At 48.3% G+C, this 22,714-nt stretch carries 19 protein-coding genes and 1 other annotated feature; of the genes, 4 read left to right on the top strand and 15 right to left on the bottom strand.

The window, feature by feature from the left end; all coding sequences use genetic code 11:
- Position 1 precedes the first annotated feature (1 nt).
- Positions 2 to 1,141, bottom strand: a complete 1,140-nt coding sequence (locus tag C7R94_RS01880) for an ABC transporter substrate-binding protein (protein ID WP_233220449.1) — start codon at positions 1,139 to 1,141, stop codon at positions 2 to 4.
- An 18-nt stretch (positions 1,142 to 1,159) separates the two neighbouring features.
- Positions 1,160 to 1,321, bottom strand: coding sequence for a hypothetical protein (locus C7R94_RS30490; protein WP_233220448.1), 162 nt, complete (start codon positions 1,319 to 1,321; stop codon positions 1,160 to 1,162).
- A 208-nt stretch (positions 1,322 to 1,529) separates the two neighbouring features.
- Here C7R94_RS30490 and C7R94_RS01875 point away from each other — a divergent pair, with 208 nt between their 5' ends.
- Together C7R94_RS01875 and C7R94_RS01870 are read left to right on the top strand one after the other, a co-directional pair.
- Entirely contained in the window at positions 1,530 to 1,955 is a 426-nt protein-coding gene (locus C7R94_RS01875) for a MarR family winged helix-turn-helix transcriptional regulator (protein WP_106778226.1), read from the top strand.
- Between the two features lie 93 nt (positions 1,956 to 2,048).
- On the top strand, positions 2,049 to 2,384 hold the full coding sequence (locus C7R94_RS01870) for a DoxX family protein (protein WP_106778266.1): 336 nt from the start codon (positions 2,049 to 2,051) through the stop codon (positions 2,382 to 2,384).
- A 109-nt stretch (positions 2,385 to 2,493) separates the two neighbouring features.
- Here C7R94_RS01870 and C7R94_RS01865 read toward each other — a convergent pair whose 3' ends face one another.
- The 5 genes from C7R94_RS01865 to C7R94_RS01840 form a co-directional block, all read right to left on the bottom strand.
- Positions 2,494 to 3,819: a serine hydrolase domain-containing protein gene (locus tag C7R94_RS01865; protein ID WP_106778265.1), complete on the bottom strand. Its 1,326-nt coding sequence runs from the start codon at positions 3,817 to 3,819 to the stop codon at positions 2,494 to 2,496.
- A 262-nt stretch (positions 3,820 to 4,081) separates the two neighbouring features.
- Positions 4,082 to 4,594 (bottom strand): hypothetical protein, encoded by a 513-nt coding sequence (locus C7R94_RS01855; RefSeq protein ID WP_106778225.1) that lies wholly within the window; start codon positions 4,592 to 4,594, stop codon positions 4,082 to 4,084.
- A 114-nt stretch (positions 4,595 to 4,708) separates the two neighbouring features.
- On the bottom strand, positions 4,709 to 5,518 hold the full coding sequence (locus C7R94_RS01850) for an alpha/beta fold hydrolase (protein ID WP_106778224.1): 810 nt from the start codon (positions 5,516 to 5,518) through the stop codon (positions 4,709 to 4,711).
- A gap of 72 nt (positions 5,519 to 5,590) precedes the next feature.
- Positions 5,591 to 6,649 carry a DmpA family aminopeptidase gene (locus tag C7R94_RS01845; protein ID WP_106778223.1) on the bottom strand — a complete coding sequence of 353 codons (1,059 nt, stop codon included), beginning with the start codon at positions 6,647 to 6,649 and terminating at the stop codon, positions 5,591 to 5,593.
- A 35-nt stretch (positions 6,650 to 6,684) separates the two neighbouring features.
- Positions 6,685 to 7,620 carry a dipeptidase gene (locus C7R94_RS01840; protein ID WP_106778222.1) on the bottom strand — a complete coding sequence of 312 codons (936 nt, stop codon included), beginning with the start codon at positions 7,618 to 7,620 and terminating at the stop codon, positions 6,685 to 6,687.
- A gap of 139 nt (positions 7,621 to 7,759) precedes the next feature.
- Here C7R94_RS01840 and C7R94_RS01835 point away from each other — a divergent pair, with 139 nt between their 5' ends.
- Positions 7,760 to 8,653 (top strand): LysR family transcriptional regulator, encoded by an 894-nt coding sequence (locus C7R94_RS01835; protein WP_106778221.1) that lies wholly within the window; start codon positions 7,760 to 7,762, stop codon positions 8,651 to 8,653.
- A gap of 94 nt (positions 8,654 to 8,747) precedes the next feature.
- Here the strand turns inward: C7R94_RS01835 and C7R94_RS01830 are convergent, their stop codons facing one another.
- A complete protein-coding gene (locus C7R94_RS01830) occupies positions 8,748 to 9,386 on the bottom strand; it encodes a DUF2306 domain-containing protein (RefSeq protein WP_106778220.1) in 639 nt (212 codons plus the stop codon).
- A gap of 150 nt (positions 9,387 to 9,536) precedes the next feature.
- On the opposite strand from C7R94_RS01830, the gene C7R94_RS01825 reads away from it, so the two are divergent.
- On the top strand, positions 9,537 to 10,127 hold the full coding sequence (locus C7R94_RS01825; RefSeq protein WP_106778219.1) for a TetR/AcrR family transcriptional regulator: 591 nt from the start codon (positions 9,537 to 9,539) through the stop codon (positions 10,125 to 10,127).
- A gap of 70 nt (positions 10,128 to 10,197) precedes the next feature.
- Here the strand turns inward: C7R94_RS01825 and C7R94_RS01820 are convergent, their stop codons facing one another.
- The 7 genes from C7R94_RS01820 to C7R94_RS01790 form a co-directional block, all read right to left on the bottom strand.
- Positions 10,198 to 11,172 carry a Gfo/Idh/MocA family protein gene (locus C7R94_RS01820; protein WP_106778264.1) on the bottom strand — a complete coding sequence of 325 codons (975 nt, stop codon included), beginning with the start codon at positions 11,170 to 11,172 and terminating at the stop codon, positions 10,198 to 10,200.
- Between the two features lie 85 nt (positions 11,173 to 11,257).
- Positions 11,258 to 14,356 carry an efflux RND transporter permease subunit gene (locus C7R94_RS01815; RefSeq protein ID WP_106778218.1) on the bottom strand — a complete coding sequence of 1,033 codons (3,099 nt, stop codon included), beginning with the start codon at positions 14,354 to 14,356 and terminating at the stop codon, positions 11,258 to 11,260.
- Positions 14,353 to 15,600: an efflux RND transporter periplasmic adaptor subunit gene (locus C7R94_RS01810; protein ID WP_106778217.1), complete on the bottom strand. Its 1,248-nt coding sequence runs from the start codon at positions 15,598 to 15,600 to the stop codon at positions 14,353 to 14,355. Before C7R94_RS01810 ends, C7R94_RS01815 begins: the two co-directional genes overlap by 4 nt.
- A gap of 80 nt (positions 15,601 to 15,680) precedes the next feature.
- Positions 15,681 to 16,256 (bottom strand): TetR/AcrR family transcriptional regulator, encoded by a 576-nt coding sequence (locus tag C7R94_RS01805; RefSeq protein ID WP_327934790.1) that lies wholly within the window; start codon positions 16,254 to 16,256, stop codon positions 15,681 to 15,683.
- A 222-nt stretch (positions 16,257 to 16,478) separates the two neighbouring features.
- Positions 16,479 to 19,559, bottom strand: coding sequence for an isoleucine--tRNA ligase (gene ileS / locus C7R94_RS01800; RefSeq protein WP_106778215.1), 3,081 nt, complete (start codon positions 19,557 to 19,559; stop codon positions 16,479 to 16,481).
- Between the two features lie 69 nt (positions 19,560 to 19,628).
- Positions 19,629 to 19,887, bottom strand: a binding site (T-box leader).
- A gap of 65 nt (positions 19,888 to 19,952) precedes the next feature.
- Positions 19,953 to 21,338: a VWA domain-containing protein gene (locus C7R94_RS01795; protein WP_233220447.1), complete on the bottom strand. Its 1,386-nt coding sequence runs from the start codon at positions 21,336 to 21,338 to the stop codon at positions 19,953 to 19,955.
- 156 nt (positions 21,339 to 21,494) lie between these two features.
- Entirely contained in the window at positions 21,495 to 22,700 is a 1,206-nt protein-coding gene (locus C7R94_RS01790) for an MFS transporter (RefSeq protein ID WP_106778214.1), read from the bottom strand.
- Between the last annotated feature and the right edge of the window lie 14 nt (positions 22,701 to 22,714).

Genomic DNA, 22,714 nt, shown 5'->3' with positions numbered 1-22,714 from the left:
TCTACTTTCGCTCGGCTTTTTCTTTTGTCCAGTATTGATCCCATTTTTTCAACAGGTCCTCTGCGGTGAGCTGATCGAGCAAAAAGCTCTGAATATCTTTATCCGCTGTGCTTTGCCAAGCTCCCCAGCCTTTGTAGTCCACAGGACGTGAAACATCGAGGAACTTCGTCGGCTGCTGACTCATCTCAATAAACGGCTGGAAGTAACCCGTCTTGTAAAATTCATCCTCTGCCGCGCTTTTCACGACAGGAATCGTGGAAGTCTTTTTCGCAAAATGAGTGCTTTGTTCAGGCTCAGAGAGGAATTCAATCAGCTTCCACGCCTCTTCCTTGTGCTTCGAATACGACGTCATCCCCCAGCCTGGTCCACCGACTACTTGTTGAGCGACACCTGAAGGACCAAGCGGAATCGGAGCGGTCGCCCACGTCCCTTCCTGCATCTTCTCCTTCGCTCCATCGATGACATCAGGGTCTTGAATCAGCATGGCAGTTGAACCCGCTACAAAGCCCTGTACCATCTCCTGAAAGCCCCAGCTCACCGAATCTTTTGGAGAGGCTTCTTTGTAAAGCTGTTTGTAATATTGCATTGCTTCCAATGATTGCGGCGTGGAGAAGATCGTGCGTCCATCCTTCATGAAAAAGGCAGAGTCAGGGTCGACCTCTGTCCCGTTGTAGGCCCACATCGTGATCAGCGCGTAATCCCACCCGGTCGCTCCTCCCCGGAAGCTGTACCCGTAGCGGTTTTTGGCTGGGTCCGTCAGCTTTTTGGCTGCGCCCAAGAGCTCATCCCACGTCTTCGGCACCTCGATTCCCGCTTCCTTAAACCAATCCGTCCGATAATACAAGACGCGCTGGTAGAGTCCATTCGGAATGTAGTAAGGAGTTTTGTCCACCCAAGTGGCTCGACGTTTGGCGACGTCAGTCAGCTGATCGTAATTTTGCCATTTGTCTGTGTAGGGCTTCAAATTTTCAATAAAGCCGTTCATCGAAAACTGCTTGGCATTGAATTCGCGTACCTCTAGTACGTCCAGCTCTTCTTTTGCCATCAGCATCTGTGTGATCTTCTGATCCGCTCCTTCAAATGGAGGTGAAATCAGATCGACTTTGATCCCCGGATTCTTCGCTTCAAACTGGGCTAGCATTTCTTTTAACAGCGCCGTTCATTGTGGGCTAGTAATGCTCTCGACCATTTTTAGCGTGACGCCATTTGCACCTGACGACGCTGCTGAGTCAGGAGTGGCAGCTGGCTGACTACAGCCTACAAGCAATGCTGTCGCCATCATTAATTGGAGCGCGACAGATATCCAGGAACGAAATCCCATACACGAACCCCCTCATGATCTTTTTGCGAGATAGTTCGTATTATATTAAATATTCTGAATTATAAGTTTTAATATCTTTACCAGTTTTTTCGTTTTCTTTACTCTTTTTTCAGTGCGGCTTTCCTGACACTATCTATTTGACTAACTGGAATAAATACGTTAGCATTTTATATGCTATAGCATATAATCAAAGGGGTTTCGATTTTCTATGGAATTATTCAATCTGACCGGATTCCTTCTTCACCGAACAGATATGAAAATGACGAACTATTTTAAGAAGAGGTTAAAACAATTCGAGATCACACCAGAGCAATGGGGAATTCTTAGTGTCATGGATGGAGAGAGAGCGATCACACAAAAGGACCTTTCGGATGCGATTGACCGAGATCAAACCACCGTCGTCAGAATGATTTACTCGCTTGAAAAAAAGGGAATCGTCATTCGCACTTTAAATGACGCGGATCGACGCTCTCATAACTTGTTGCTGAGCGACAAAGGGATGGAGCTAAAATCAAAGCTTCTACCCGTCGTTACCGAAGCGCATCAACATGTAACGCAAAACCTTACCGAGGTAGAGATTGCGGAATTGCATGCTTTGCTCGACAAGCTATATCAAGTGGTAAAAGATGAATAAATGGAGATGCAGATACTTTCTTCACCAAATACATGCTATAGCATACATCGAATTTGATACGGAATAAACGAAAGTGAGGAAGCTGTTATGGTTATGACCCTAATCGTTTTGCAAGTCCTTGTTGCGATCTTCTTTATGTTTACAGGTACAAAAATTATTTCCGGTAAAATGGCGAATGAATTTGATCGCTTTGGCCTCCCTCCCATCTTTAACTTCTTAACTGGTTTTATTGAGATCATCAGTTCCATTGGCTTGATTATTGGAATATGGTTTTCGATCGCAGCATTACTATCAGGATTGCTTTTAGGCGTGACCATGTTGGTAGCTGCCTTCATCCTGCTTGTGATTGCTAGAGATCCTTTTCCGAAAGCAATACCGGCGCTCGTTCTTTGCTTTCTTTCCTTTTTAATCTCGACGTATCATTTTTAGACTAGGCAGAGGAATCCCAACCAAACAGAGGATACAGTCATAACAGCGGAGAGTCCAAGACTTTATGATCATGTCTTGGGTCGCCGCTGCTTCATTTATGGAAGTCAGTCTAGAACTTGTTTTCACTCCTACAGAGCATCCTCAGCCCCATGAGGACCGCCCATGCTTGCTGCTGTTTTTTGAAAAAGAAGCGCAGAGGCTGTCCATTTTGTACATCGATCAGCGTATCGTGGCTACTGGCCCGTAACTCGTACTCCATACCAGCTACCTCTGCTACAGGAGCATCCTCTCGAAGGAAGAGTCGCAATCTTCCGCCTTCCCCTGACGTGTACGTCCCGACGAGCTTCTCTAGCTCTTCTCTCGTCGGCGCATAGAGCGGGGCTTCGTCTTCTTTATGTGCAAGCGGTAAACCAAGGGCAGCGTTCACAGCAGCCAGCCAGACGTTTCTGATCGGCACGTTTTCCAGATTGGAAAGAACGGTGACGACTAGCCCTTTTTCCGGAACGAACCCAAAGTTCGATGACACCCCGGGCTGACCGCCCCCATGCTCAACGAGCGTGATTCCGGCATAATTGGGGGTTGTTTTGAGCGCATAGCCATACCAGGCATCCTTTGTCAGGCGATGAACCGGCTGCCACATGGCTCTAAGCGAGGCTTCATCTGCGACTTGCTTCTCTTGATAGCGCCCAGCATTGATATAGAGCTGTCCGTATTTCAGCAAATCAACGACGCAGGAACGAATGCCTCCCCCCACTTCATAATTGCCGAGTGTGGGCCACGGCACTTTTTTCAGTTGCTGCTCCTCCCCTTTGACATAAGGAACGGAGACATCGGAAAAGCGAGCGACTTCTTCCAGGTTATAGGTCGAGCGATTCATTTCGAGCGGCGCTAGCAGGCGTTCTGTTACATAGGTACGGTAGCACTGCCCCGTGACACGCTCGATAATAGCCCCCAGCAGGAGAAACATGTCGTTACTGTAACTGATATACTCACCTGGCACACCAAGGGGAGCAAATTGGACTTCGTTCAAATAGGCAATATGCTCGGGCAGTTTGGTCAATTCTTCACGGCGCAACAGCGGTGGAACACCTGAAGTGTGAGAGAGCAAATGGTGGATCGTAATTTTGTCAGTATGTATGTTTCCCTTTCCTTGTAAATCAGGCAAATAGTTGCGAATCGGGTCTTCAACAGACAACTTGCCTTCTGCCACGAGCAGCATGATGGCAGCAGCTGTAAAGGATTTGGTAACCGAAGCAATGCCGAAAATGGTCTCGGGTGTTACGGGCTGATTCGTCCCCAAATCGGTAACACCAAAGCCCTTTTGATAGATGGTCTCACCATCCCGCAAGATGCCAATGGAGAGCCCAGGCACTTTTTCCCTCTCCATGAACTGCTGCACAAATGCCTCCAGAGCTGAAACACTTGCGTGATCCATTCCATTCAACATGCCCTAGGAACACTCCTTTTCTACGTGATCTCATATTTTTTCATTTTATTGTACAGCGGCATCGCCCTTACATGGCTTTCCCCCATTCGACCTCTTCCCATGCAAAAGAATAGGCCAACACATCGATACATGAGTCATGTGCACATAATACCCAATGCTTGACTCCGCTCCTCATAACCTGTAAAACCGACGAAATCATGTGAGGGGGAGATCATCCAGGGAACTTCGACAGGTACAACTTTCATTTGACTCATCGATTTACCCCCGCTTCAAAGACCACCCTCTCATCAAATGTAATCCCTAGATAGCTGTACTTTATATTCACTCTGTTTACTGCTTCGTGATGAATAAGACTAAGTCCATAGATTTCATCGTTTTTCGAAGCAACACCCTCATCCATTTTTTTAAAATAAGCAGAAGGAGATGTGCCAGCTTTTATCGCTATATCCTCTATATTCTGAAATCCATACGGTTTGGAGCCCGGATTATCATAATCATCCGTTATGATGAAGCCTTGTAAAGCATTACTTACCTGTACTTTTGTTTTTGAAGGTTTTTCATCGTTATTAACTGAAACATCCATGATTTGCACTTCACCAAAGCCCTTATTCCCCATCCCCACAACAACAGATTTATGATCTTTACTTGTAACAAGGGTGCCAATTTCCAATGGCGGATTACCTTTTACAAGGAAATAAAAGCCTCCCACAAATATTGCTGTAAGTAGTATAGAAATCCACAGTTTTTTCTTCAAATTCCCCATCCTTAATCGTTATTTTTCCATGTGCTGTTGAAAACTATATTTGGGTAAGTTCGAAAAGAAATAGCCGATATCCTGCACCAAGGCAGAAATATCGGCTTTCTAACCCTCTCCATATCAAGAGTTAATAAACTCCATCAGCTTCGTATTAAAATCATCCGCCTGACAAATCGGCAATCCATGTCCGCTGTTATCGAACGGAAACAGCTTCGAGCCCCTGATTTCCTTCTGTGTAAGCTCGGCGCTTTTGAATGGAATCAATTGATCGTGAATCCCATGAAAGATTCCAGTTGGCACGCGGATTTGACTCAAGTCATTGATCACATTCTCTCTCGATGCTGCTTGCAATATTTTGATGAGCGCATAGGAAGCGGAATCCAGCCCCATTTTGACAAACCACTGGAGCGTAGCAGTCCCTAAATTCCGATTAAAAAACTGCAAAGAAACTGTGTTTAAAAACTCAGGCAAATTGGCGTACATTTGATTAATCAGCGCATCCGCTTGCTCCTTCGAAACGCCGTATGGAGAGCCCGGCATTTTCACAAAGGAAGGAGACACGGCATCCACTAACGCTAGCTTGGAAATATGACGTCCCTCATAACGAGACATATACCGAATCGAAATCGCTCCACCCACCGAAAAACCTAGCAAGACGGCATCCCTTATCTGTAATGCTTCCAAAACGACATAGATGTCATCTGCTAAGCGATCATACGTATAGCCCCTCCACGGTTTGTCCGATTGGCCGTTGCCGCGTATGTCCATGGCAACACAGCGGAACCCGTGCTGGGGAAGTACGTTGAATTGGTAGGAATACATGTTATGGTTGAGCGGCCAGCCGTGAACGAAAAAAATCGTTTTGCTATTCGGGCCAGGATTGAGGTCCTCAACGAAAACCGTGACACCCTTTTCGACTTCAATGTACATAACCCTACCTCCTGTATCACACCATGCAGCTCTTTACACCCAAGGTATGTCACCAGTTGTAGGGTTATGTTACTACTCTCCTATGCCCTCAATGGGATACGCATGAACGATTCGTCCTTTTCTTCCTGTAGTCGTGACTGCTTGCGCAAGAGAATGGTAGATCGCTTCCTCTGTCGCTTCTGCCGCAGCAGCAAACAGCTCGTTCATGATCGGGTGATCCTCGCGTAGCTGCACGCGCGTTTCCGCAATGGCTGTTGTCTGATGGGGGATTTTTTGCGCTGTAGAAAAAGCGATAACGATGTCGCCGCTCCCGTGCCCAAAATGGCTCCCCGTTCGTCCCAAGCCGATTCCTGCGCGCTTTGCTACCCGAAGCAGTTGTCGATCACTGAGCGGCGCATCTGTCGCCAGTACGATAATGATGGAGCCATCCTCGGACTTCTCTACTGCGTTTTCGTTGCTTTTGCAGCTTGTGAACAGATTTGCTCCCAGGAAATCATTCTTGTTGCCAAAGTTGCTGAGTACCAAAGCTCCCAATGTATAGGCCTGCCCCTCAATCACAACGATGCGAGAAGACGAGCCGATACCACCTTTATAGCCAAAGGCAACCATCCCCGTCCCTGCCCCGACAGCTCCTTCTTCTACAGCCTGGTCCGTTGCGTTCTGAATCGCTTCTCTAGCATCTTCCGGGCGCACGACACAGCGGCGAATGGAATTGAGATAACCATCATTGCATTCGCCCACGACTATGTTGATCGTCCCAGTCGTGTCCCCGATCTCTTCGTTCGTATCCAGCATGTATTGCAGAGTCCCTTGTGTAACCGCTGGAACGGAAAACGTATTGGTGAGCATGATCGGCGATTCCAATACCCCCAGCTCATTTACTTGCACGAGTCCCGTCGTTTTGCCGAAGCCATTGATCACATAGCTGGCTGCGGTTACCTTTTCGCGAAACAAGCTGCCGCCATGGGGCAAAATGGCTGTCACACCGGTGCATGCATAATCGTCGTTGTCCAGCTCATGTTGAATCGTCACATGGCCCACTCGGACTCCGGCCACATCCGTAATATCATTTTTCTCACCGACCGGCAGCCTCCCGATTGTCGCACCGAGCTGCCTAATTTTTTTCGTCATACATTCCATTCCTTTCGTGAATCTATGCCGATCGCTTACACGGGACGATTGCGCAGAAAGTTCTCATAGGCAAACCCGCGCACTTCTTCTTCCTTATAATGCTTGAGCAGCTCGTTAATCAGGTTTTGGCTCTGCCCCGCATGCTCCAAGCCTACGACCTTTGCGGTAATGCCGTCGAAGTCGGAGCCGAGCCCGATATGACGAACGCCACCGAGTGAACAAAAATGATCGATATGCTTGAGCAGATCATTTATCGTGGTTGGTGTCGTTTCATTGATAAACTGGGTGCAGTAGACGACATGTACATTCGCGCCTTTGGCAAATAACGCTTTTGCCTGTTCATCCGTCAGATTGCGTGGATGGTCGCAGATTGCACGTGCATTGGAATGACTCGCGATTGGGTAAGTGGCGAGCTCCATCGTATCCCAAAAGCTGCCCTCCCCTAGATGCGAGACGTCCGTCAACATTTTATGCTCATTGTGGAACTGAATGATTTCCTTGCCAAAGGTCGTCAGTCCGGCATTCCTCGGTTCCAGCGCACCATCCGCAGCGAGATTCGCGAAGTTCCAGGTAAGACCCACAGAGCGAACCCCTAACTGATAAAAAATGTGCAGCTTCTTCAAATCGTTGCCGATTGGCTCTACACCCTCCAGCGTCAGCAATGCTCCGATCTCTCCCTCTTGCAAACGGTCGAGATCGCTCCAATCCCGGATTTGTTTCATTTCTGGATGCTTCCCGAGAACCTCTGTATAAAAGTAATGAATTTGATCCAAAGCTTTTTGAAAACGTTGCTCCGTGGACAATTCAGGTGATGTCCAGATCGCATAGCACTGCAGCTTTACCCCGCCATCGTGTAGCCGTTTCTTGTTGACGTCCAGCTCGTCCGCATCCGCAAAGGACAGAGCCCCATTTTTCTCCCAAATTTTCAGAAGTGCATCACAGTGCAAATCGATAATCGGCATCTTGGCCATTTTCATCCATCCCTTGGGCTATTTTCTTTTGAGAACTCTACCTATTCTGCTAATTTTAAGTTAATGTAATTTAATAAGCGATTCCAATTAAAAATTGCAATAGACCACTTTAAAAATTCACATAATGGAGCGACTACTCATGAATATGGAGCAAATGGAAGCATTCATCTTTGTCGCCCTGACCGGGAGCTTCAGCAAAACGGCTGATTTGCTCTATCTGTCACAGCCCACGGTCAGCATGCGGATCAAGGCACTCGAGACGACTATGGGCTGTAAGCTGTTTCAACGTACGGGTCATACGATTTCTCTTACAAAGGAAGGCGATCTGTTCCTTCCCTATGCAAAAAACATCATGCACATGCTGCAAGAGGGACAGCAAGCGATTCAGCGATCACAAGGCGATGTAGAGGGAGAATTGACCATCTCCACCGTTTTTGTCTCTGCCTTTTACATTTTGCCTGACCTCGTTCAGCAATTCCAGCAGCTGTACCCCAAAATCAAGCTGACGATCCTAACCGGACATTCCCATCAGGTGCTCGATATGGTTCTGAACCACGAAGTGTCATTCGGAATTGCTCGTGCTGTTACCCATCCACAGATTAACCGGATTCAGCTGATGCCAGATGACATGGTCTTAGCGATTTATCCCGACCATCCGTTTGGATATCGCCATCAGGTTTCCATTGAAGAAGTCGCACGTGAACGACTGATCTTGTTCAATCGGGGCTCGCTCGACTGGAAGCTGATCAACAACGCGTTCAGCCATTTTCAGCTACAAAACAATGTCGTCATGGAGGCTGACAATATCGAGGTCGTGAAACGGATGGTCAAACAACGACTGGGCATCGCCTTTTTGCCTCGGTTTGCCATCTCCAAAGACTTGGACGAAGGCGAGCTGCAGGAAGTAGACGTCCTGAATCTGCCGCAAATCAACCGGAACTTCGAGCTGATTTACCTCAAGGATACACCTGTTCACGGGATTATGCGTACGTTTATCGACTTTTTGATGCAAAGTAAAGCCTTGCAGCAATAGGAAAGGAGCATCGGCTTCCCCTCTAAAAAAGCTTCACATCTGAACCAATGGTGTTGGTTGATGCGAAGCTTTTTTAAGAAGCGCTGCGTCTCTCTCATGCTTTTTTCGGTGCTCGCAATTTCGTACGAATGATCATCTCTGCCGTCACGACAAGTCCAATCATGGCGGCATATACACCGATTGTGTAGCTGAGCTCATACGGCAATCCTGCTGCCTTCTCTACGATCAGCTTCACGAAATGAATCAGCATGTTGGTGAACAAGAAGACGAAACTCCGGACCATCCATTCCTTATGCTTCATGACTTGACGCTTTCTAATTTTGACGAGCGCCGTAATGGTGATGGCCGGCCATATGATATTCAACAGGTGGAAGGGCCAACTCGCCACTTTTCCGCCCGTTACATAAGGAGCCATATATCCCGATGTGACTACTACAACCAACACACTAAAAAGATAAACATAGCCTGTTACTTTATGTAGTTTCCGGTTCTCAGCGAGCAGCTTGTCCGAAAAGTTAGCCACCCCACAGACCAGGGCAATCAGGGCGAAAAACAAATGGACATACATGACCGTAAGCCAGATCGATGTGTTCATTCGCTCCTTGTTGTAATCAGATTTGTGATTGAGAAAGCCTTTTGCTTCTGGATCGATGATAAAGTTTTGCACGAGTGCATACGTGATCGCTATACAAGCGACGAAAATGACAATCGAATACGGTTTGATACGGTTCATCCTGCCACACAACCCTTTGTTCGATTTTCGAGACCGAACGGTTCGGTCTCTTTTTGATTTTACATGATTGCCTTCTTTCGTACACGAGAGAAATGTTACAATAACTTGGACGAATAAAGACCGTGTTGGCCGAATGAAAGGACTATCGCAATGCGAAAAGGCGAAAAAACAAAGCTGCATATTATCCAGAAGTCAGCAGAGCTGTTTAATCAAAACGGATATACAGGAACCTCCATGCAAGACATCATGGATGCCACGGGACTTACTAAAGGTGCCCTCTACAGAGGTTTTGCCAGCAAAGATGAAATTGCAATAGAGGCCTTCAAATATGCGGGTGAAGTGTTACAAGAACATTTTGCGGCTGCGCTGGAAAAACAGGACACGGCCACTTCAAAAATCGTAGCCATGGCAAAGGTGTATTCTGATGCGGTAAACAATCCCCCGCTCCAAGGTGGCTGCCCGCTTCTCAACACAGCCATCGAAAGTGACCATTCGTTCCCTGTTCTTCGCGATTATGCTGTCGCCGCTTACCAAGAGACCATTTCGTTCATGCAGGGATTGCTGGAAGAAGGAATCGTCCAGGGAGAATTTCGTTCTGACATGGACACAGAAGCCGTCGCTTCGTTTATCTTCTCTTCCATTGAAGGAGCCATCATGGCCAGCAGACTCACACACGATAACAAGCATGTCCATTTTGCTATCAAGCATATTGAGCAGCTTTTACAGACATACAAGCCCTAGCAAAAAGAAAAGAGCAGTCTTGCAGGATGTGCTACCCCTGCCTGCCTGCTCTTTTTTCGTGGACTCATTTCTATTTGATGTAGTGTACTTTTTCATGTCCGAGCAATGCTTCCAGCACCTGCTGTACTTTCACTCCTGTTTCAAACGTAACCAGTCTGGCATCCCCACCGTTCATCGCAATGGACAGCTCATCCAATAACAGGGAAAGACGGTCTTGCTGTGGAACTTCAGCCGGAACGAGCGCTTCACCGTGTCCACCCACAAACAGATTGCTCCAGTTCACGACACTCAGCGTCCCTTTTGACCCGTACACACGATAATCCAAATGCTCCTGATGCGCGATACCCGCCAAGCCATTGATTGTAACCGGGGTACCATCTGTCAGACGCAGGAAGGCCGATACACCAGTCTCGCATAGCGCAGGATCTGCTGGATAGTCTACCTCTGTGCGGACTACATGCAGGTCCCCGAAGAGCGCGTAAGTCAGATGAGTGAAATGTGGGAGCACTTCACGGATGAAACCGCCTTGCTCACGACCAGCCAGCCAAGGTGTTTGCTGCCATGGACGCGGCCACTGGTGAAAATGCGTCACAATATCGATACGGCGAACATCTCCGATTTCTTCGAGTCTACGGGAGAGCTCAGGAAAAATACCTTGATAGTAGAGCGGGAAGTTCATCGCATGGACAACCCCTGCGTCATTTGCTGCCTCCAACATTTCTACCGCTTCTGTCAACGAATTAGCCAATGGCTTTTCGCAGAGCAAATGCTTTTTGTGCGCCAGTACATCTAGGGCAATCGCGTGATGGAACTTGGGAGGAACCGCCAAATAGATGACGTCCAGCTCTACCTTTTTCAACAATTCCTTGTAATCTGTGTACCAAGGCACATCGCCGGACTTATGCGCGGCTTCCTGTGCTCTTTCCGCAGAAACATCACTCACTGCGGCTACTCGAAATTTTTCGTGGGTACGGATAGCGTTCATCATGCGCTCGCCCATGACGCCTGCGCCAATCACCCCAACGTTCCATTTCACTTGGTCCATCTGCATTTCCTCTCTTCCTGGTGAATTGTTCGTCTTCGTGCCTCTACCCCTTTCTCCATTGATCTGAACATTCCTTCTGAAAAGCTTAGATTGTCAGCTGCTTCTGCGCTTCCTTTTTTACCCGCTTTTTCTCCTTCTGGATGGCTATGACTGTATAGAGAGAGGGAACGACAATCAACGTGAGTAACATCGAGAACAGCAAGCCAGAAATGATCGTAATGGCGAGCGGCTGAAACAGCACGCTTCCCGTAATCGCCATCGGTGACAGACCAGCTACTGCGGCAAAGGTCGTCAGCAAAATCGGGCGCAACCTTGCTTTCCCCGCCCTGATGACTGCATCGTTCAGAGAGACGCCTTGATGCCTCGCTTCCTCAATGAACTCGATGAGTACAATTCCGTTGCGAACGACGATACCCGCCAATGCGATAAAGCCTGCTACTGTCATGAATCCGATCGGTGTGGAAGTGATAATTAGCCCGATCAAGCTGCCCGCGATGGCGAGGTAGACTGTACTCATGACCAAGACAGGAATAGACAACGAATTAAACTGCAGCACGATCAGCAAAAAGATGAGAAAGACCGCCACAATCGCAAGCATACCCAGATCGAGCAAAACTTCCGATTCCTCCTCTGTTTCACCTGTTACATTCCAGCCATACCCGTCTGGCAATTCCAATTTCTCCATTTTCGCTGTTATTTCACTCATCACGTCTGCAGCCGTCCGATCTCGGACATCACTCGTGATCGTGACACTACGGGACATATTGTAACGAGGAATACTCTGCATCGATAAATCCGGCTTCATTTCTGCAATTTGTGAAACCGGGATGAGCTGCCCACCCGCATTCGGAACCGTAAGTTGCGCGAAGACTTGCTCTGTCGTCATTCCCGACTGATCGGCTAACAGCGTAATATCGATCAAGTTTTTCCCATTGTCAAATTGCCCCATCGGAATGCCTTGGCTGATCAAACGCAACGTTCTAGTCAAATCCGACTCGTTGATCAGCTCCTTGTCCATCTTTTCTTGGTTCACATGGAATTGAAGGGAGTACTGTTCATTTCCGAGGGTGTCGTTGATGTTGTACGTTCCTTTTGACTCCATGATGAGCTGCTTGATTTGCTCAGAGATCGCGTACAGCTGTTGCAGATCATCTCCATACACCCGAATTCCAACCGGGCTTCCGGAATACATCCCCGCCTTCACACTGTACGGAATGATGTTCGCTTCTGGATACATCCGCTTAAATTGCTCCGTCCACGGCGCCACCACCTTGCGCGCATCCATTTTGTGATTGTCAAAAGTAACGATCAATTGCGCTACATGTTCACCTGTACCAACCGGCGGTGCTGAGGGCATCATCTGTGGCGCATTGCCACCTACGAAAGACGAAACCTTTTGAATGTGTGACTGTTTCGTGATCCATTCGGAAACACCCAGGGCAATTCGATCCGTTTCCTGTAAATTGCCGCCAATCGGGGTCGTTATATTCACAACCATTTGTGGCCTGTCATCATCAGGAAAAAGCTGAACAGGAACAACCGCAACAAGTCCGTAAATGGCAGTGGCAATCAGTACTCCGCTCACTCCTGTTTTCAGCGGATTTTTCAACATGGCTTTCAGAACACGATCTCCATACCAATTCGTCAATGCATCGATTTGTTTTCCTAATAAACCCGCTGGCTTACGGTAGTCCGTCTCTGCTTTGCTCCCTTTCTTGTTCCTTCGCTCGTTCCATTCCCGGTAAATCGGAATGATCGTAAGCGACATGAACATCGAGGCCGCCATCGTAAAAATGATAATGAGCGGTACCGGAAAAATAAACTGACCGGCATCACCAGGCAGAAACATGATCGGCCCAAACGCAGAGATAGTAGCAAGAGTAGCAGTGACAATGGAGATGGCCACTTCCTTCGTCCCGGCTATAGCAGCCGTGTACGGATCTTCGCCCAAAACAGATAATCTGCGCTCGATGTTGTCATTTACCACCACTGCGTCGTCTACCAAAATCCCGAGAACAATGATAAGCCCGAAAACGGTCATTTGATTGAGCGTAATGCCAAAGAAGGGCAGGACAACCATGCCAGCCGCCAAAGAGATCGGGATCGCCAATGCAACCATCAAGGATGTCGTCACATTCAATCCAAGGATGCAAATGAAAAGTACCGCGACGATCGCAATGATCATTTCCAGATACAATTCGGAAAAAATACTGTCGATTCGATCCACTTGCAAAAACACGGGCTCTTTTTTTGCCCACGCTGGGAGACTCTTTTCCAACGCGGCAAGCTTCGTATCGACCGCTTTTTGCACAGCTGGAACATCGCTTCCCAGCTCAGCATTGATGCTAATCGTCGCAGCAGGCTTCCCGTTGTAATAGGTTCGATACTCCACCCGTTTTGTACTGTCGGAAATGGCGGCAATATCCTTCAAATAGACGGGCATTCCCTCCTGCGTACGTGTCACGACTACCTTTTCAAATGTCGCTACTTCATAGCTGACCGGTAATGTGAGCTGATATTTTCTTGTATCGATATTGACATCACCCAAGGGTGTTGTTTCGTTTTTCGTTTGGACAGCATGGATGACTTGCGCCCAGGAGATGCCGTATTGTTGCAGCTTCTGGGGATCGACCGCAACCTTTACCTCCTGCTCCGGCAATCCTTGGATCGAAACATCGGATACGCCTGGCACGGTTCGAAGCTGATCCTTCCACAGGTCAAGCATATCGCGCAATTGGAGGATTTCTTCAAAAGAGTTGGCTGTGATTTGAAAGGTCTGGATGAAGGTCCGGCTCATGTCATCATTGATGATGGGCTGCTCTGCTTCATCGGGTAAATCGGCCTCGGCATCCTTTACCTTTTTCCGTACATCTTCAAACACCGTTTTCGGTTCAACGCTATTCTCTGTTCGAACGTTGATAATAGATACACCTGATCGAGACTCCGAACTAATGGATTTGATTCCTTGCACCTCGTTGATTTTTTCTTCCAGCTTCTTCGTGACTGTCTGCTCCACCTTTTCAGGAGTCGCTCCCGGATAAACGGTGGTGATGGTAGCCATGCTGACGATAATGTCTGGCTGCTCTTGCTTCGGAAGCGTAACCGAGATGAACATACCAATCAGCACGAGCATCGAAAAGAAAACGAGGGTGATTTTGCGCTTGTTGATGAAAAACTCGATCATGGCTGATTGCCTCCTTTCACGGTGACAGAGTCCCCGCCAAGCAAACGATCAGCACCTTTCGTAATCAACATGTCTCCTGCTTGCAAGCCAGCAGTAATTTCCAAATGATTGTCAACATATTGACCAATCGTGACAGTTGTCTTAATCGCTTTTCCATCCGCTAGCAAAAAAACATAAGGCTCAGAACCACGGCTAAAAACGGTTTTGGCAGGGACAAAAATGCCTTTCTTTTGGGAGAAGGTTCGCTTTGCGCTGATGACTTGCCCTGCAAACCAATCTTTTTTGGCGTTATCAATGACGACTTCCACGCTAATCGTGCCCGTCTGCTCGTTCGTCGCCGGATAAACCGTCGTAACCTTTCCGATTCGTTTGTCTTCATACAAACGAATCTCGACCTCATCCCCCACCTTCCACGCTGAGATATCCTTGTCCGGTACAGGCAAGACTGTTTTCAACTGTTGGATGTTGCCGATTCGATAGACAGGAGCCCCTGGACTTGCGAGCTGTCCAACATCAGCCATTTTCGCTAGCACCGTTCCTTGAATAGGTGCTTTCACTTCCGTTTTTGCCAAAGTAGCTGCAGCCTGGTCACGGGTGACCATCGCTCCTTGGTAGCTGGCATTTGTCGCGCTGATATCCTCAGTTCGAGCGCCTTCTATCACTAGCGAATACGTCTCTTGCGCTTCTGCATAATCTTTATCTGCTAGTTCAAAGGCATTTTTGGCACTTTCAAATTCGGTTTCGGAGATAGCCCCATTTTTATAGAGCTGTTCCATGCGCTGATAGTCTTTCTGTGCTTGATCCCGAGAGATTTTCTTCGCTTCGACCGCTACTTTCGCTTGCTGAACTTCTTGTTCCCGCGCTCCGTTTTTTACTTTGGAAAGCTCGGCGCTCGCACCATGCATCTCAGCGTTTGCCAATGCCAGCTGGAGAGAGTAGTCTGTAGCATTGAGGCGGGCAAGCACTTCTCCCTTTTTGACAGCATCTCCTTCTTTGTACGGCAACGACTTGATTTCCCCGGCAACTTCAAAAGAAACAGTCGTCTCTTCGATAGGGGCAAGTGTCCCTGACAGTTCACTGGTCGATTGGAAGCTTTTCAGCTCGACCGGCTCCGCTTCCACAATTTTGGCCTCGGCTTGGACTTCGCTTTCCGTTGACGGCTTCATCTGATTGCAAGCCGTCCCAATCACTGCAAGGGAGATGATCAGCAACATCCCCATCACTTTTCTTCCCGTCTTAGTCATGTAGGCCTCACTCCTATTGCTTTATAGAAAGTATTCCGGAATGAATATTCATTCCGTTTTCTTCAAAAGAAGGATCAGAATTAATGAATTCTGATCGCATCCCAGCAAGCTTCCTCTACACCAGCAAGCAATTCCGGGGTTTCTTCGATCTCGCCAGCCTTGATGCACTTGTTCAATGCGATGAATGCCCCGTCCATAAGCGCAATCAATGCATCCGCAGGCAATGGACGGATGACCTTATTCTTTTGTCCCCGTTCAATGAACTCACATAAAAATGTTCGCAGCCTCATGTACGCTTCGCGGCTGGCTTCGTCTAGGTAGTGACCATTTGTATGGGAATCCAGAAACAGCAAGGCGTTCAAATTCTTTTTGGCGTAGCGAATCACCTGCTTCGCAATATGCCCAAATTGCTCACGTAAGTCATCAGATGTGTGAGGATAACCATCATTGATTGTCTCAAGCAGCTCCCCCACACATTCTTGAAACAGCGTATTGACGAGCGCCTCTTTGTTTTCGAAATAACGATAGATGGTACCGGCACCGACCCCTGCCTTTTCGGAGATCATCGGAACGGTCGTCCCATCAAAACCGCGATCTACAAACAAAACGAGCGCTGCATCCAAGATTAATTCGCGCTTGGTTTCAGACAAGTTCATGACTCCTCTCGTGCGGAATGAATTTTCATTCTGGAGGAAATTATAGTATACATATTGCTGGGGTGTCAAATGGCACTTGCTTGGATTACCTGTTGGCTGGAGATTTTTGGTTGCGGGCGATTATGCGGATGTTTGGTTTGACCCAGAATAATTAATACAAAACAGCTAGGGAACCGGCGTAAAAACCATGTTGCCTAGCTGTTTCTTTATCCATCTGCTTCGTTATCTGATGTGCAAACCAAATGCTTTATCTCCGAACGAGACCGTCTCCATATCTGCTGCTTTCGCAAAAGTCACATCCGAAACGAGTACACTTTCACGCAAAACATGATCAAAACGCTCCAATGCTGCTCGCAGCTCATCGTCCACATCCAGTGTGAGCTGGACACGTTTATCGATGGGCAAATCCAGCTTTTTGCGTGCATCCTGTATGACACGGATGACCTCACGAACCAAGCCTTCTTGCTCAAGCTCTTCTGTCAGTGTCGTATTCAAAGCCACGTGGAGCTGATAGCCGGATGCAGAAGCGAAGCCTTGCTTCCCTTGCTTTTCCACAAGCAGCTCATCTAGCGTAAGCCGCACACTCTCGCCTGCGACCTCCACATTCAAGTAGCCATTGTCTACTGCCTTCTGTGCATCGGCTGCGTTCAATTCTTTTAGGTACCCTTGGATTGGCCCAACGAGCTTGCCGTATTTTTTCCCAGCTACCTTCAGGTTGAGCTTGAAATGATACGTCACGAAGCTGCTGTCGCTTTGCTCTACCCGAATGTTTTTGACATTGATCTCGTCTTGGATAATGCCAGCAAATCGCTCGAGGTTAAATGGCTGCTCCATCGATACGATCAGCTCGGACAGAGGCTGTCTTGTCTTGAATCCAGTTTCGTTGCGAACATTTCGCGCCAGCTCCACGATTTGTCGAGCCGTTTCCATGTCCCGCTCAAGGGTTTCGTCGATTGCTTCTGTGTTCACCTTCGGATAGTCAGTCAAATGAACACTGCCTTCGCCCCCCAGATTGCCATACATATCTTCTGCGATCAGCGGCGCGTATGGTGCAATCATCTTCGCCAGCGTCAGCAACACTTCCCGCAGGGTCTGGTAAGCAGATACTTTGTCAGGCGTCATCCCGCTGCTCCAGAAGCGGTCCCGGGAACGACGGATGTACCAGTTGCTGAGCTCGTCTACGAACGCTTCAATATGTCCAGCCGGATTCATGAAATCGTAGGTTTCCAGACCTTTTACTACGTGCTGCAAGGTGGTATTCAAGCGGGAAAGTATCCAACGATCCAATTCGTTCACAGGTTGTTGCAGCGGATGCACTTCTGGCTTGAATGAATCAATCAAGGCGTATAGCGAATAAAAAGCATGCGTATTGTTGATCGTATCGATCACTTTGTACTTCGCCTCGGCGACGATCCGCTTGGAGAACCGCTTGCTGCTCCACGGCGCACTGTCAGACAAAAGCGCCCACCGGAATGCATCTGCACCGAACTCCTCGATTACCTCCCATGGATCGATCCCGTTTCCTTTGCTTTTGGACATTTTCTGACCGTGTTCATCCAAAACGTGACCGGTAGAGATGACCGCCTTGTAAGGCGCTTTTCCGTTATACAAAGTAGAAACTGCCAACAAGCTGAAGAACCAACCCCGTGTCTGATCGATTCCTTCTGAAATGATGTCGGCAGGGTACTGCTCCTGAAATACCTTTTCGTCGCCGAATGGATGATGGTACTGCGCAAACGGCATCGAACCGCTGTCGAACCACACATCAATGACCTCAGGAGTTCGCTCCATTGTACCGCCGCACGAGCAACGCAGCTTCACCTCATCCACAAACGGCTTGTGCAGCTCCAGCTTTTCGTCAAGTGGCGCCACGGATTTCTCGCGCAACTCTTTTACACTGCCTGGCGCATATTCGCTGCCACACTCCTGACAAAGCCATAGATTGAGCGGTGTCCCCCAATACCGATTGCGGCTAATATTCCAGTCTACAAGCTCTTCAAGGAATTTCCCGAAGCGCCCTTCGCGCAAGTGTCCCGGGTACCAATCGATCTTGCTGTTGTTTTCGATTAGCTGATCCTTGATCGCTGTCGTTTTGATGAACCAGCTCTCCATCGCGTAGTACAGCAGTGGCGATTTGCAGCGCCAGCAGAACGGATAGCTATGCTCATAGCGCTCCTTAGAAAACAACAGACCGCGATGAGACAAGTCTTTGACGATATCAACGTCGCAATCCTTGACGAAGCGACCCGCGAAATCCGAGATTTGATCGGTATAGCGGCCAGCCAAATTCACGACGTTCACGAAATCAAGCCCATGCTGGCGAGTCGTGCGATAGTCATCCTCCCCGTGCGCTGGAGCAGTATGCACGATGCCTGTTCCGCTCGTATCACTGACATAGTCCGCATCGACGACGATATGCCCTTGGTTTACCTTGAGATAGCCAAAAGGCGGCTCATACGGGGTGCCGACCCATTCTGCGCCTTTGTGTGTGGACAAAACCTCGTAGTCTTCCTGGAAGACTTTCTCCGCGAGATTTTTTGCTACGACGTACACTTCATCCTTGTGCTTCACCCGCACGTAATCGAGCTCTTTGTTAACAGCCAAAGCCACGTTGGCTGGAAGTGTCCATGGCGTCGTCGTCCACGCGAGGAAGATGTCATCGCTTGTCTTGCTTTTGAATTTGACCGTTGCGCTCAAGTCCTTCACGTCTTCATAGCCTTGCGCCACTTCATGGGAGCTGAGTGTCGTCTGGCAATCCGGGCAATACGGACTGACACGATGCCCTTTGTACAGCAGTTCTTTTTTATGAATGTCAGAAAGGATGTGCCAGACGCTTTCGATGTAGTCGTTGGTCAAGGTGACGTACGGATGCTCCATATCTGTCCAGTACGCGATGCCTTCCGTCAGCTCGCGCCATTGTTTTTCGTACTCGAAGACGCTGTTTTTGCACTCCTCGACGAACTTGGCCACCCCGTAGTTTTCGATTTCCTGCTTGCCGGAAATGCCAAGTCGCTTTTCGACCCCAAGCTCTACCGGGAGACCATGTGTATCCCAGCCTGCTTTGCGGACGACACGGTAGCCAGACATCGTTTTGTAGCGTCCGATAAAATCCTTGATGACCCGTCCGAGCACGTGACCGATATGCGGCTGTCCGTTGGCGGTCGGAGGTCCTTCATAAAAGACGAAATTAGGCTTTCCCAGCCGATTGTCCATCGACTTGCGAAATGTGTCGTCTTCCCTCCACTGATTCAGGACGCGCAACTCTCGTGTCCTTGCTTTTTCTTTTACGTCTACTTTCCTCATCATGTACACTCCTTCTTCTGTAGTTTGCGTAGAAGTGTAGGTTCATAGAACGCAAAAAAATCCCGCCCCCTAAGGGACGAGATTTGATCTCGCGATACCACCCTTGTTCCGAAATCTTCATGCAAGCATGTCAATTCGGCACCTCTACTACGTACCATCATACGCGTCCCTCGTAACGGTGGGATTCCGGGTCAGCTTACTCCAAATGCTTCAGCTTTCCTTCTCGGAGAGGATTTTCGGCTAAGTCTTGAACGTTGGCTTTCAGCACTAGGTCCAACTCTCTGGGGAACAAGGGGATTAGCTTACTCTTTCTCGTCAATGAATTTGTTGGTGTTCGATTCGTATACTCTTTTTACACTGGTTTCAAGAAAATGTCAAGGAAGCGACTTTCCCTCAAGGTTTTTTAGCGTTTGCGTCTCGAACCCCTTGTTGTCCTTCCTCAATAACTTCACGCCACTCCTGATTGCCATTGTCAACGGAATCTCTCCAAAGCCCATTGCCTGTATCCACCGCATATCGCCATATTTCCTGCTTCCGGTCGATAATGGCGCTATCGGTATCCATAATTCCGCCTTTTCCGTTAAATCTCTTTTTCAAATATTCCCTGGCATCCAGCAATCTTTGTTTTTCTTCCTCCACCAACGCTTTTACTTTTTCCTTGGTGTCTTCCGCGAGTTTTTTCTTCGCTTCTTTTTGACTGAGTGCGTCTTCTTTGGCATTTTCCTTCCACGCGTACCAAGCCTGCTTGAGCTTGTCGTATTCGCCCTGAAGGTGCTTTTTCAAGGCCTCTTCATCCTGCACGGTTATGTATGTCCCCGCTCCCGCATCCGCCACTTGCTTGAGCATACGCTGCCCTTCGTTATCAACGTCAAATCCGATAATGTTCACTACGGTCTTTATGCTCGACTTGTTCAGTGCTTTGGCTGCTTCTACGGGATTTCCTCCGCATGTTTCGATCCCGTCGCTCACCACGTACACGAATGTTTCGTTTGTCCCGGCTGGAATATCTTCTTGCACGGCTTGCAGCGCTTTTGCAATCGGTGTCCAGCCTGCTGGCTGTACTTTGCCCAATGCTTGTTGAAACGATTCCTTCTGATAGCCCGTCTCCGAATAAAAGGTCTCTGTACTTGCGCATGATAACGCTTTGTCTTGGTCACTGCCGCTTCCTTTATGCCCATATACTCGTAAAGAAATCGTCGCGTTTTTGGGAAGGACAGACGCGAATTGGTCAATTGCCTCTCTCGCTGCCTCCATCTTCGTTTTTTTGCCGACTTTTCCTTTCATGCTGCCACTCGCATCAATCAGCAAGGCAAAATGCGTTTTTTGCGTTTCCGGCAAGGTAATCTCCTCTGTCGGACGCTGCAAGTGAACGTCTACACTGGAATCAAAATTCGCAAACGTAAGAACAAACGGGCGATAATCCTCTCCGAGTAATTTCAGCAGCTCCTCGAGATATTGCTCCGATGTGAGTGTAGCTGGGAGCTTATCCAATTCTTTTTTGACCTTCTCTTCATCGTAATTCCCGCCAGCATAGGTCCCTACCACCTGGTTTGCCAATGCGAGCTCAAATGCCGTCAACTCGCGCTTGACAGGCGGCAATGGCTCTCTAGCCTGCGTTTGTGTGGATGTATCTGAAGTTGTCTGATCAGGCGTTTTCGTCTGCTCCTGTAGGTTTGCGGTTTGTTGTGTCGCAGAAGTGTCTTTTTGCGCAGGATCAGAGTCCGTACAGCCCGTCATCACTAGCATAAGAAACACAATAAACGATGCCCATTTCTTCAAAAAGCTTCCCCCTCCTCTTGCTCCACCCTACATTATGCTAAATCATTCCAATTTAAACAAATTATAAAAGATGTAGGCCGTTTTTCCTATAACGCAAAAAAGAGCAACACAAAGCGTTTCCACACTTTGGCTGCTCTTTTCCATTTACAAAACTTCTTAGGCCACTGCCCGTTTCACGCTGCGACGGCTTTCCACCTGCGACAAGAACAAGCTGAGAACCAGGATAATCGCGCCGAACAAATACGGTGCATTCAAATGAACCCCGTACAGCGTACCTGCCACTGCTGGGCCAAAAATATTTCCTAGACTCATGTAGGCATTGTTCATTCCTGCTACGAAGCCCTGCTCATCCCCCGCTCGCTTGGAGATCAGCGTGTTGATTGCTGGACGCATAATCGACGTCAGGGTAAAGAAGATAACCGTCAAAATCAGCATATACCAGAAGTTACCGGACAATAGCATCATCACCATCGATACAGCAGACAAGAAGAACGTCCAGTTAATGAGCTTCTTCTCGCCAAAACGAGTAATGAGCTTGCCGATCAGCGCTGCCTGCACAATCGTACCGGCAAGAGCACCCACTGTGATAATGATGGAAATATCGCGCGGAGTATAAGCGAATTTCGCGTCGACGAACAGCGGGAAGATAACTTCGAAGTTCGCCAAGCCAAACGTCATCGTAAAGACCAGCACCAGCATGATGAAGTACGACGATTGAAACGACTTGCCGAGTTGTACGAAGATGTTTTCCTGTTTGTCTTTGGCGTTTCGTGCCACAAGCTGTTTTTCCTTAGGAAGGGATTCTGACAAGAAGAAGATGGAACCGAGTGTGGCTACCGCACCAACTGCCGCGGAAATGTAGAACGGCATACGCAAGCCAAGCTCTGCCAAAAATCCGCCAATACCAGGCCCGATAACAAAACCGAGCGACATGGCAGCTCCGAGCATCCCCAGTCCTTTTCCACGTTTATCCTCTGTTGTGATATCCGCTACATACGCCAGCATGGACGGAATCATCGCTGCTGCCCCAATCCCCCCGATCAGACGAGAAAGGTAGAGCACCCAGGTCTGTTCAGCCAAGGCAAAGACCAGGTTGGAGACCGTAAACAGGACGAGTCCCATTACAATCATGATTTTTCGACCGTACTTATCCGACCATTCCCCTGCAATTGGAGAAAAAAGAAATTGTGTTACACCAAAGGCCGCCACCAAGTATCCAGCCGTCTCCCCACCCGCGCCGAACTCTTTGAGAAATTCGGGCAAAATCGGAATAATCAAGCCAATTCCCAGCATGGCGATAAACATGTTGATCATCAGGAAGAGAATCGGTCGCTGACTATTCTCTTGTGTATTCATATTCATTTATCCATTCCTAT

The sequence above is a fragment of the Brevibacillus sp. NRRL NRS-603 genome, assembly GCF_003013445.1.
Taxonomy (GTDB): Bacteria; Bacillota; Bacilli; order Brevibacillales; family Brevibacillaceae; genus Brevibacillus; species Brevibacillus formosus.
This window is presented reverse-complemented; position numbering and strand designations above follow the sequence as displayed.